The 12,029-nt window shown below is 33.3% G+C and carries 14 protein-coding genes and 1 other annotated feature; of the genes, 3 read left to right on the top strand and 11 right to left on the bottom strand.

Features of this window, described 5'->3' with window-relative positions:
• Positions 1 to 102: 102 nt before the first annotated feature.
• From CD30_RS05355 to rpmG, 4 genes are all read right to left on the bottom strand, one after another.
• Positions 103 to 1,998 (bottom strand): LTA synthase family protein, encoded by a 1,896-nt coding sequence (locus CD30_RS05355; RefSeq protein ID WP_036173517.1) that lies wholly within the window; start codon positions 1,996 to 1,998, stop codon positions 103 to 105.
• A gap of 311 nt (positions 1,999 to 2,309) precedes the next feature.
• Complete coding sequence (locus CD30_RS05360; RefSeq protein WP_036173519.1) at positions 2,310 to 2,513, bottom strand: YqgQ family protein; 204 nt, start codon at positions 2,511 to 2,513, stop codon at positions 2,310 to 2,312.
• 2 nt (positions 2,514 to 2,515) lie between these two features.
• Complete coding sequence (locus CD30_RS05365) at positions 2,516 to 3,097, bottom strand: 5-formyltetrahydrofolate cyclo-ligase (protein ID WP_036173521.1); 582 nt, start codon at positions 3,095 to 3,097, stop codon at positions 2,516 to 2,518.
• Between the two features lie 76 nt (positions 3,098 to 3,173).
• A complete protein-coding gene (gene rpmG / locus CD30_RS05370; protein WP_036173524.1) occupies positions 3,174 to 3,323 on the bottom strand; it encodes a 50S ribosomal protein L33 in 150 nt (49 codons plus the stop codon).
• A gap of 288 nt (positions 3,324 to 3,611) precedes the next feature.
• Here rpmG and CD30_RS05375 point away from each other — a divergent pair, with 288 nt between their 5' ends.
• Positions 3,612 to 4,034, top strand: a complete 423-nt coding sequence (locus CD30_RS05375) for a hypothetical protein (protein WP_052126051.1) — start codon at positions 3,612 to 3,614, stop codon at positions 4,032 to 4,034.
• Positions 4,031 to 4,552, top strand: a complete 522-nt coding sequence (locus tag CD30_RS05380; protein WP_036173526.1) for a hypothetical protein — start codon at positions 4,031 to 4,033, stop codon at positions 4,550 to 4,552. Before CD30_RS05375 ends, CD30_RS05380 begins: the two co-directional genes overlap by 4 nt.
• 32 nt (positions 4,553 to 4,584) lie before the next feature.
• Here CD30_RS05380 and CD30_RS05385 read toward each other — a convergent pair whose 3' ends face one another.
• Positions 4,585 to 5,463, bottom strand: coding sequence for a LysR family transcriptional regulator (locus CD30_RS05385; protein WP_036173529.1), 879 nt, complete (start codon positions 5,461 to 5,463; stop codon positions 4,585 to 4,587).
• A gap of 140 nt (positions 5,464 to 5,603) precedes the next feature.
• Here CD30_RS05385 and CD30_RS05390 point away from each other — a divergent pair, with 140 nt between their 5' ends.
• Positions 5,604 to 6,821 carry an MFS transporter gene (locus CD30_RS05390; RefSeq protein WP_036173532.1) on the top strand — a complete coding sequence of 406 codons (1,218 nt, stop codon included), beginning with the start codon at positions 5,604 to 5,606 and terminating at the stop codon, positions 6,819 to 6,821.
• Positions 6,822 to 6,919: 98 nt separating this feature from the next.
• Here the strand turns inward: CD30_RS05390 and CD30_RS05395 are convergent, their stop codons facing one another.
• The 6 genes from CD30_RS05395 to CD30_RS05420 form a co-directional block, all read right to left on the bottom strand.
• Positions 6,920 to 7,285 carry a DUF5071 domain-containing protein gene (locus tag CD30_RS05395; protein WP_036173533.1) on the bottom strand — a complete coding sequence of 122 codons (366 nt, stop codon included), beginning with the start codon at positions 7,283 to 7,285 and terminating at the stop codon, positions 6,920 to 6,922.
• A 4-nt stretch (positions 7,286 to 7,289) separates the two neighbouring features.
• Positions 7,290 to 7,880, bottom strand: coding sequence for an anthranilate synthase component II (locus CD30_RS05400; protein WP_036173539.1), 591 nt, complete (start codon positions 7,878 to 7,880; stop codon positions 7,290 to 7,292).
• On the bottom strand, positions 7,877 to 9,265 hold the full coding sequence (gene trpE, locus CD30_RS05405) for an anthranilate synthase component I (RefSeq protein ID WP_036173540.1): 1,389 nt from the start codon (positions 9,263 to 9,265) through the stop codon (positions 7,877 to 7,879). The genes CD30_RS05400 and trpE overlap by 4 nt, the downstream gene beginning before the upstream one ends.
• Positions 9,266 to 9,331: 66 nt before the next feature.
• Positions 9,332 to 9,554: a binding site (T-box leader), on the bottom strand.
• 201 nt (positions 9,555 to 9,755) lie between these two features.
• Entirely contained in the window at positions 9,756 to 10,226 is a 471-nt protein-coding gene (locus CD30_RS05410) for an S-ribosylhomocysteine lyase (RefSeq protein WP_036173541.1), read from the bottom strand.
• A gap of 12 nt (positions 10,227 to 10,238) precedes the next feature.
• The gene (locus CD30_RS05415) at positions 10,239 to 10,979 is read right to left on the bottom strand and encodes an amino acid ABC transporter ATP-binding protein (protein WP_036173669.1); all 741 of its coding nucleotides are present in this window, start codon (positions 10,977 to 10,979) and stop codon (positions 10,239 to 10,241) included.
• A 17-nt stretch (positions 10,980 to 10,996) separates the two neighbouring features.
• On the bottom strand, positions 10,997 to 11,656 hold the full coding sequence (locus CD30_RS05420) for an amino acid ABC transporter permease (RefSeq protein ID WP_036173542.1): 660 nt from the start codon (positions 11,654 to 11,656) through the stop codon (positions 10,997 to 10,999).
• Between the last annotated feature and the right edge of the window lie 373 nt (positions 11,657 to 12,029).

Consider the following 12,029-nt stretch of genomic DNA (forward strand, 5'->3'; position numbering starts at 1 on the left):
AATGTAAATATAAAAACAAGGTATCTTTGCGGATACCTTGTTTTTTAGTTCATCTAAATCATAATATAAAGTGACGCAGCCATATCGACCGCGTCACTTTCTCTATTTTACAGCTTCTTTTTTCAAATTCCCTGTCTCTTCATCATAAAAACGTAGTAAATCCCCATTTATTATTTTGTCAGAATAATTTAATTCGACTTGTGCACGTTCAATATATGGTTTACAAGCTGCAATATCGATTTCTTCTCCACTTGGTCGCTCATAGCATTTCTCTCCCGCAAAAACATAATCAGATGTTACAAAACGTCCATCACGGAAAATAACAAAATCTTGATGCTCCTCAGAAAATAAGTCTGCACCCAATTGCATATCATTCGAAGTGTTAATACCTAATAAATGTAAAATAGTCGGTCTTAAATCGATTTGCCCAGATGTTTTCTCTATAACCTGCCCATCTCCAGAACCTGGAATATGGATATATAAAGGAACAGATTGAAGTAAAGCACTATCATAATCTGTTATTTCTTCTTTATCCAAATACATCGCCATTGCATTATTATGATTCTCTGAAATTCCATAATGATCACCATACAACACAATGATGGAATTTTCGTATAAACCCTTTTCTTTTAGTTCCTCAAAAAGTACTTTAATTGATTCGTCTAAATAACGGACTGTTTGGAAGTAACGATTTAAAGTTCCAGAATCCGAAGTATATTCTGGGATCATGATATCTTCCTCATCTAAGTAGAATGGATAATGATTCGTTAAAGTAATCATTCGAGAATAAAATGGCTGTGGCATTTCTGTCATCATATCAACTGATTGTTCAAAGAACGGTATATCCTTCAATCCCCAGTTTACAGAATTTTCATCTGATACGGTGTAATCATTCACATCATAAAATTTAGAAATTTTTAACGCATCATACATCACATCACGGTTCCAGAATGAATCATTGTTCGAATGCATTACATTTGTAAAATATCCATTCTTCCCTAATTTTTCCGCCATAGAATTATAGGTATTTCCACCATGAGTGAAAAATACAGCTCCCCTACCTAACCCAAATAATGAATTTTCAACTAAAAACTCTGAATCACTCGTTTTACCTAAACCCGTTTGATGATAAAAGTCATTAAAATAATAAGTGTCTGGATCATTTGTTAGCGAGTTTAAAAACGGCGTTACCTCTTCTCCATTCATTTCGTTATTAATAACAAAACTTTGAAGTGATTCAAGTTGAACTAATATTACATTACGACCTTTATATTTACCAAACATTTCACTATTCACCGATGCTTGATTTGCTTGAACATAGTTATCAATTTCAACTAGTTCACTTCCATCTGCTAAGGCACGTTGAGCAGATGATTTTGATTGGATATAAATATCGTATAAGTGGTAATTGTAAGTACCAATATTTTTTACAAGCAACTCACGATCAAAACTTCTTGTTAAAAGTTCTGGTCTTTGTGTTTCCGCTAATCCTAAATTTAAAAATGATATGGCTAAAGCAATCAAAAAGTAAGCACGGCGACCATTCTTATTTATCTTTAAAGAATTTTTAAACTTCGGAATTATCTTTATTGCTACAATTATTACGATTACATCGATAAAGAACATGAAATCATACCAATTTGTAATTGCTGAAACGGATGTACCAAGTTCTCCAAAGTTATTTGTTTGGAATAGTACAGGCAACGTTATAAAGTCATTATAAAATCGGTAAAATGCAACATTTGCATACAACACAATAGACAATAGAATACTAGCCATGATTAAATAACTATTTACGGCTTTAGATGATTTAAAGAACAACGATAGTCCGTATATAAAAAGTAACGAACTAAGTGGATTTATTATTAAAATAAATTCCTGCATTGGATTTTCGATGTTAATCTCAAAACTTGTATGATAAGTAATGGCTGTCTTAATCCAAGTTGCAACAATAGCAATTAATGTAATTGAATGAATTGGCCATTTAAAAGCTTTCATTCTTAACATCCTTTCTCACATATTTCAATTAGATTACAATTTTGTTACAAAATATTAACAAAGTGGTTAAAAGACAAAATTTATCTTAATCCTTTATTTTTGATATTGCAATAGCTTTATCAAAAAGCGGAATTTGCTGAATATTTTCATATACTCCTGTGCACTTTTTACATGCTAACACTAATATTTTACGCTACATTTACAAAATTGTTCCCAAAAATAAAACAGCGGAAGATATCCCACTGTTTGCCTATTTTTTAATGAAAAGAATAAATCCTTTAATTAAATTAATATATTTTATAATATTAAAATCAGTTTTCTTTAGTCTCTAATTTTCTTATTTCTCCTCTAATGATTAATAGTGCTGTTTGATAATCTTTTATATCTAAAACCTGTGATTTATAGTATTCCCTTATTTCATCTTCTATTAATAATAAGTCTCCAATACGATCACCGGTATAAATAAAAGTTCCATGTTTTTTAAGTAAATCATAAATATCAATCATTGATTTCAATTTTATGACCCCTTTCGATAATTGCTGCAATTTATTATTCTTGATTGAGTGATAATCATATCAACTGGTCTATCATGACTTTCTTTTGGTACTTCTTCAACGATTTGATTGTCAAATGCGATAGATATTAATTTCCCCTTATAATTTACAATATAGCGGTCGTAATATCCACCACCATACCCTATCCGATATCCTTTCAAATCATATACAATACCTGGGACAATTATGACATCAATATCATTCGCTTCAACGGATATGGTTTTATGAGGTATTGGCTCCAGTAAATCCATATATACCTTTTCAAGCTGATCAAAGTGTTGAATTTCAAAAAATCGCATGGAATGATTTTTTGGATTACACTTTGGAACAACTACCTTTTTATTTAAATCCCACATCTTTTCTATAATTAAATATGTATCAACTTCAGGCTTGTTCGATATTGTAAGTGCGACTGTTTTTGCGTTTATAATCGCTTCCTCATTTCGTAACTTGTCCGCAATTATTTCTGAATATCGATAATAATCCGAATCGTTCATTTCAGATAATAATTGTCTTATCTTATTACGCAATGCTTTCTTCTCCATAGAACAACCATCCTTTAAGTTAAACTATATGTAAAATGCCAAAACCTCGAGTGGTTTTGGCAATGAGCATGAATTATTATTTTGTTTCACGGTGAAGAGTGACTTTCTTCTCGCGTGAGCAATATTTTTTAAGTTCAAGACGTTCTGGATTGTTACGTTTGTTCTTTTTAGAAATGTAATTACGTTCACCGCAATCAGTGCAAGCTAATGTAATGTTTACGCGCATCATTAACCCTCCCACTCTATATGAAAAATTATTTTTAACATGAGCATGATTTATACGACTAACCCATTATATCATAAACTGAAAAAAAATCTACCATCATTTATTATTAACTTTTCTTATGATAAAATTATGTGTAGCTTCAAACTATAAGCAATGTGTTCGTTTATTATAATGTTTTTATCGTGCCTTCACTTACAGCTTGTTCAATAGCATCTCATATTCAATTATGTAAATAAACAATTACAGTAAGTAAAATAATAAAAAACAAAAAAATTCGGAGGAAACAGCGTGGATTTCTCAATTATATTAATGATTATAGGTATTGTTTGTGTAGTAGTATCATTTTTCTTAAAAGATTCATCCAAAAAAATTGAAAAAGATCTTGAAGAGCTTTCTATTAGTATATATCAAGAAACGAATTCTTTAAAAAGACGATTGAAGGTTGTGGAGGAAGAGCTTTTACTTGAACCAAATTTCCAAGTGAAATCGCCGCTGCCTAATAAAACAAAGTCTTCAATCAATCAATCCTTTCAATTGAAACAGACAGAAGCTGCACCAGCTAAAAATGTTAAACCGATAAATGAAATTTTAGTTAGACAAGTGATCGAATTGAAAAAACAAGGATATACCCTTCAAGAAATGATTAAAATGTCTCCATTATCAGAAGAACAAATACGTTATATTTTAACAAATAATGGAGGTATTCAATGAATAAATCCTCAGTACGTGCATTTGGAATAGCTTGTTTTGTGATTGGTGCAGGCTATGGGGTCTATGATAAATTAAACATAAATCCTCATAACACGAATGATGAACAAGCGATTGCTGAATATGAAGAAAAAATTACGCAACTTGAACAACAATTAGATGAAGCGAAAAATCAAATCAACCAGTTTGAACAAGAGCAGAAACAAGGACAAGCTCAGCCTGAAGAAGTAATAGAGACGGATTCAACTGAAAATGACTCGAGTGAAGAAGTTGAACTAGAAGCGAGTAATGCGGATACACCAAATGATATCATTCATGCAACATTACATATTTACTCGGGCTTAACCCCTTATGATATAGGTAAAAAGCTTGAAGACTTAGGCGTTGTTGAAAACGGACTTGAGCTGGAATTATTTTTAGCAAAGCCAGAATATGCAAAATCTATTCAAATTGGTCAATACGAACTCAATTCATCAATGACCTTTGAAGAAATTGCGAATTTAATAACAGGTAAAAGTTAAGATGACAAACTCAATAAGAGTTTTGTCATCTTTTAATTTTTAAAATACCCCCGAATATAATCAGCAAATTGTTTGGACACACTGCTTAAGTAACGATGCTCAAGGTATGCTAGACCGATTTCTCTTTTACAATCCACTGCGTCGACTTGAATTACTTTTAACTGATACTGCTCCAATCCTTTAATTTTAGGTATCAATGAAACTCCAAGCCCACTTTCAACTAAGCCTGCAACTGTATGTACCTCCTCTCCATCAAAAGCTACATTTAAATGAAATCCTTCCTTTTTATACAATTCATCAACAGATTTGCGCAATGAATTGCCCTTTTTAATCGAGATAAAAGGATCTTGAGCAAATTCTGAAACCTTCACTAATTTCTTATCACTTAACGGATGATGTATAGGTACGATTAAAAACAATTCCTCCTCCCATAACTTTTCCCAAACAACATCACTATTTGTTTCTAAAGAGGAAATTAAACATAAATCAAGCTCCCCAAGCTCAAGCTTTTCCATCAATACACTAGAATTACTTTGGGTTAGCTGAAATTTCATATATGGATAAACCTTTTTCACATTTGTCAATAAAGATGGTATCACTTCTAGTCCGAGGGTGTGCATAAATCCTAAAGATACTTCACCATGACCAGGTGCGACCATATTTGCTAGTTCTTCTTTTGTACGCTCGTATTCTCTTAAAATGACTTCTGCTCTTTCTAAAAAGAATTTACCATATCGGTTAAGCTTTATTGAGCGACCGTGTCGATCAAATAAAGTAACACCTAAATTTTCCTCAAGTAATGCAATTGATTTACTCAATGCTGGCTGAGATACATGCAGATGCTCAGAGGCTCGAGACATATTCTCGTATTTAGCAACCGTTTTAAAATACATGAGTGAGATAAAATCCATTGGAAGGCTCCTTATAACTTTTATTTATAAGATGTATAAAAACAATCAATTTTCTTTATTTGTCTTTCATTATTATAATAAAGTAAACTAAAAAGTTCAAAAAAATGTCAAAATTTCCGATAGATTAGAGGCTGAATGAAATGACATATTTAAAAAAAGGAACTAAAGAATTTAAATTGGCAAATTTAGCGTTGTTTGCTGCTGCTTTTACTGTTTTTGCTAATTTGTATATTACACAGCCATTATTACCTCAGTTCTCTGAGGAATTCGAGGTTTCACCAACAATTGCAAGTTTATCATTATCTTTAGCTACAGGTGTATTATCTGTAAGTTTAATATTGTTTGGATCTCTATCTGAAGCTTGGGGAAGAAAACGGTTAATGACCTTTTCAATTTTTGCAGCTTCTATACTAACAATTGCCCTTGCATTTGCTCCAACATTCGAAATGATACTCCTTTTAAGAATGGTTCAAGGTTTTGTTTTTGCTGGGATTCCAGCGATTGCAATGGCGTATTTAGGGGAAGAAGTAGACCCATCAAGTTTAGGTGTTGCCATGGGACTTTATATAAGTGGTAACACTGTTGGAGGCTTATCAGGTCGTATTATTATGGGGACTATGACAGATTTGTTCAGCTGGCAAATCGGGATGATTGTGCTAGGCATAATCAGTTTAATTGTCTGCTTCTACTTTGTTTGGGCTTTACCTGACTCAAACAATTTTATTCCTAGAAAACTAGAATTTAAAGGACTAACGATATCTTTATTTTCTCATTTAAAAGATCCTGGCTTAATCTGTTTGTTTGGTATCGCTTTTACACTAATGGGTGGGTTTGTTACCCTCTATAATTATATCAGCTTTCATCTGGTTGGATCGCCCTATAATTTGAGCGCTGGGGTTGTGGGATGGATATTTGTTGTATATCTAGTTGGCGTTTTTAGTTCAACTTGGTTTGGTAGTCTCTCAGATAAGCTTGGACGTCAAAAGGTTTTAATCACTGGCATCTCGATAATGTTAACAGGTGCGATTTTAACAATCCCAGGTAATTTAATCATTAAAATAATCGGTATTATTATTTTCACCTTCGGATTTTTCGGTTCCCATTCAATTGCAAGTGGTTGGGTTAGTTTCCGGGCGAAAAAAGATAAGGCTCAAGCTTCTTCCCTATACTTATTTGCCTATTATTTTGGTTCAAGTGTTGGTGGTACTACTGGTGGTGTTTTCTGGTCCATGTGGGGATGGAATGGCGTAATCGCATTTATCTGCGTATTATTAATTACTTCCTTCACATTAGCTGTTACACTAATTGTCCTTAATAAAAAATCAGCATCGAAGCTTGAAAACCATTGGCAATATTGATATTAGATACATTTTTTCACCATTGATAAATATAAAAGATGACTTAAAAGACTGTAGCATCCTTTAAGTCATCTTTTACATTCTGCAAAATATCTTCTTTATAATATACTATTTAAAGCTTCTTGAGCTATTGAATCAAGTTTCTGCTCTTTTTCTTGAGAAGATGGCTTATTGACCATTCTTTCAATTTCATCTGTTAATGCAATTTTCACAAAGAATGGTAGCTTTGGAACAACCTCTTTTAAAGTCCAAATTTGTAAATTAATTTGCTCCTCATTCTCCCCTAGAATCTCTAATATATAGGGTGTTGATTCTGTTGGAAATTTACTAATAATATCAAGGACTTCATTAGAGGGTTGAACTTCCCCTTTTTTTAAGAGCTGAAAGATTTCTGGTAATTTCGAGATTACCTTTTCATCAGATTCTTGCCCAAGTTTTACAATCATGTTATTATCTCGATTCATTTTCTCACCCTATTTGTTTACTTACTGAGATTAAATTTAAAAATGTTTCCATCATTTTTGTTCCAGTTTTCGTTCCAATTGATTCAGGATGGAATTGTAAACCAAAAACAGGGTAGTTTTTGTGCTGAATAGCCATAATTTCTCCATCATCTGCTGAAGTTGCAACAATCTCTAGATCAGCATGTAATGTTGTAGGTTCGATAATTAGTGAATGGTAACGCATCACCTCTAACTCCCCATCCAAATCTTTAAATAACCCTTTTTTCTCATATGTTAAGGTCGAAATCTTCCCATGCATAATATTTTGTGCACGGACAATTTCTCCTCCAAATGCTTCTCCAATAGATTGATGGCCTAAACAAATCCCTATAATGGGATACTCCTTATACAATTCTCTCACTACATCTACAGTAATTCCTGCCTCACTAGGCGTTCCTGGCCCTGGTGATAAAACAATTGCTTCGGGATTTTGCTTTCGTATATCATTGATTGTCAATGCGTCATTTCGGACAACCATTACTTCCTTACCAAGACTTGAAATTTGTTGATATAAATTATAGGTAAAGGAATCATAATTATCGATTAATAAAATCATCTGTGCACCTCCAAAAGAGCCTTTGCTTTATTTAAGGTTTCATTGTATTCAGATTCAGGGATTGAATCATACACAATACCTGCTCCAGCTTGAACATACGCTTTATCATTATTCACAATCATAGTGCGTATCGCAAGTGCTAAGTCCATATTTCCTTGTACAGAAACATAACCAACTGCGCCCGCGTATACACCACGTTTTTTATCTTCTAATTCATTTATAATTTGGATCGCTCGAATCTTTGGAGCACCTGAAACTGTTCCAGCGGGTAGACAAGAAGATAATACATCTAAAACATGTACATCATCTTGAAGCTCACCAATTACTTCTGAAACGATATGCATCACATATTTATAACGTTCTATTACCATATATTTGCTTACTTTTACAGTACCGATTTTACTTACGCGACCGATATCATTTCTACCTAAGTCAACTAGCATTCGATGTTCTGCAATTTCTTTTTCATCTTTCAAAAGCTGTTGTTCGAGTTCTAAATCCTCACTTACTGTTTTACCACGTGGTTTTGTCCCTGCGATTGGATTTGTTGTAACGACTCGATTATAAACTTTCACAAGACTTTCGGGAGAAGTCCCTATAATCGCATAATCATCAAACTCTAAATAAAACATATATGGCGATGGGTTTGATGTACGTAATTTTCGATAAAGTGAGAAAGGATTGCCACTAAATTGTGCGGAAAAACGTTGTGATAATACAACTTGGAATATATCCCCTCGTGCTATATGTTCTTTCGCTTCCTCAACCATAGAAATGAACTTCTCTTTATTGATAGTAGGTTCAAAACGTATTGAAATGTCTTCATCCTCAACAAATGTCAATCCTTGTTTGATCTGTTCTACCAGTTGATTTATATTTTCAATCATTGATTCTTCAGATAGGGATTCCTGAAATAAATCAATTGCAGCAATCGAAACCTTTTGTAAAAAATGGTCAAACACCACAAATGTATTATAAAAATAAACATGGACATCCGGCATGTTTAAATCATCCTGTAGAAATTCTCCAATCTTCTCGTTATAAAAAGCTGTATCATATCCAAAATAACCAATTGCTCCACCAAAAAAAGAAAAGGGTAATTGGATATCCCGAATAGGTAGCATTTCACGTAATTTTTGAAGTACTGACCCTGATTCTTGAATAAGCTCAGCATCATCATATCGGTAGTAATAAGTGTCATTATCCCCTTTTAATTCAGCAACTGGGTTAACTGCAATAAAGGAATAACGTCCACTTTCATCATGCTTTGCTGATGATTCAAATAAAATTTTGTTCTTCCCTTTCAAACTATCAAAAACTGAAATTGGTGTCATCATATCGCCTTGTATTTCACGAATGATGTACGGTTTTACTTCTACTGACATTCTCATCTCTCTCCTCTCAGGCTAAGCTCAAACTCATTTGCACAAATAAAAAAGGCCTTTTTCATCACAAAGGACGAAAAAAGCCGTGGTGCCACCTTCATTGACCAGATCAAATGGTTAATCTAGTCCACTCTAACTGTTGTAACGCAACAAATACGCTAGAATCTACTGTAAATTTTCGAAACTAGAAGCTAGAAAGCCCATTCATATTATGTCATGCACTAGCTCCCACCACCGCTAGCTCTCTTTGGCAATCGATAATACTACTCTTTTTCATTATCGCTTTGTTATTTTGTTAGAACTTATTTTAACCTATATAGATTTACTATTCAAATAAATTTGAATAAAAACAGAAAAAAATGGCTTTTTGGATTTGAATCGTTTTTTATTACCATAAGGCACTAGATATTTTAACTCCATAAAGATAACCTAAAAAAACGACTCAATCAGTTATAAACCTCTTGAGTCGTTTTCCGTTATTCGTTTTAAATTATTCAGTAAATACAATATGCCACGTGTTACGTTTTTCTAAAAATTCTTTTGCTAAGCTTTTCGCTCCTTCTAAGCTATGACTTGCAGCCCAGCCACATTGAACTTCATTACAAGCAGGTACTGAAGTTGCTGCTAAAACGTCGTTCAATGTTTTTTCAAGAATATCTAATACATCCTCATAATCGTTATGATTAATAAACGATAAGTAAAAGCCTGTTTGACAGCCCATCGGTGATAAATCAATTACTTTTGTTGAGTGATTACGGATACGATCTGCCATCAGGTGCTCTAAAGAATGAAGGGCTGGCATTTCCATGTGAGCTTTGTTTGGTTGTTTAAAACGAACATCATATTTCGTTACAACATCACCTTTTTCGCCCTCTTTCACTCCAGCAAGTCTTACGTATGGCGCCACTACTTTTGTATGGTCTAAATCGAAGCTTTCAACATTTGTTTTTTCTTTTGTCATCTTAAATTCCTCCTAAATAAATTGCATTGATTGGATAAATGCTATGATACGATCATTCTCTGTATTATTAAAGAATTCCTCTGTACTTCCCTCGAAAATAATTTCACCATTTTCAAGGAATAAAATTCGATCCGCAGCAACACGAGCGAAGTTCAAATTATGGGTTACAAGAATCATAGATTTTTGTTCTTCTGCTAGTGCCTTTAATACTTTTAATACTTCTCCCTCTAACTCTGGATCAAGTGCACTAGTTGGCTCATCAAATAGAAGAAACTTCGGCTCCATTGCAAGGGCACGAGCAATAGCTACACGCTGTTGTTGACCACCAGATAATTGGGACGGATAACTATCTTTTTTGTGTATTAATCCAACCTTTTCTAATAACTGTTCCCCAATATGAATCATGCTTGATTTATCTTTTTTCAACACAGTTATCGGTCCTTCAATAACATTTTCAAGAACGGTCATATGCGGAAACAGATTAAAGGATTGAAACACCATTGCCGTATTTTGGCGAATGTCTAATTTATCCTTTTGAGTTAGTTTACCCGCAAAATCTACTTTCAAAGAATCTATTTCTAGAGTACCCGATTGAGGGATTTCCAGCAAATTAATACATCTTAAAAGAGTTGATTTTCCTGAACCAGAAGGGCCAAGAATAACAGTTGTCTCACCTTTGTTAAATTGTACATTAATATTTTTTAGCACGTGATGATTTTTAAACGACTTATTCATCTCTTTAAATATAACGATGATGTCCACCCCTCTTTTTATATATACTTAGAAGCATATTTTTCTAGTTTACCTTGAATGATCGTTAAAATCGATACGAAGATTAAGTAAAGTACTGCAACAAGTGAATAAATTGCTAAAGGTTCGTATGTAAAGGCCACAATTTGTTGACCGATCATAAACATCTCTGCAATAGTAATACTTGCTGCAAGAGATGTTCCCTTTACAAGATCGATAAAATCATTCGTAACTGGTGGTAACGAAATTCGGATCGTTTGTGGAGCTATGACTCTCCTTAATAGTTGCCAATAGGTCATCCCTAATGATTCCGCTGCTTCCCACTGACCTTTTGGAATCGATAAGATAGAAGCTCGAATTGATTCAGAAGCATAGGCTCCTGTATTTAATGAGAATGTGATGATAGCTGCAACCCAAGGATCTAATGTTATACCTGCCTTTGGTAATCCATAAAACACGAGGAATAATTGCACAAGTAAAGGCGTCCCTCTAAATATCCACACGTATGTACTGAAAATAAATTTTAAAATTTTAAAGTTAGATAGCTTTACAAGAGCTGTAATAACAGCGATTACTAATGCGATTGCAAATGAAATTAACGACAATGGGATTGTTACAGCTAGACCAGCCTTTAAAAGTGGCCATATTGAATTTAATACAATTTCAAGCTCTCGACTCATCTCCTACCGTCCTTTCTAAATAAATACTGTTTTGGCAATGTGATAGCCAAAATTTATCACTATTTGACATGAGTCAATTCCAATTCGATTCCGATGACTCGTCTGGCCAAATGACCTAGTACCATATTAAACCCTACGTTTTTTTAATTAAAATGGGCCTATGCTAACTACTTTGTTGATAATTGCTCTGTATGAAAAATGTCTTTGATGAGTTCAATTTTGTAAATTTTAATAATACCTGTAGAAAAATTGCTATCTTAACATTTATCATTTGAATTCGCTTTCATTTGATTTTAGTATTTATAAGTATTTTAGTTGTTTCATATCCTTTTATGTAAACACGTCGCAAATGTTTAAGGTAACCTATTGTGTA

The organism is Ureibacillus massiliensis 4400831 = CIP 108448 = CCUG 49529 (assembly GCF_000772965.1).
In the GTDB taxonomy this organism is placed as follows: Bacteria; Bacillota; Bacilli; order Bacillales_A; family Planococcaceae; genus Ureibacillus; species Ureibacillus massiliensis.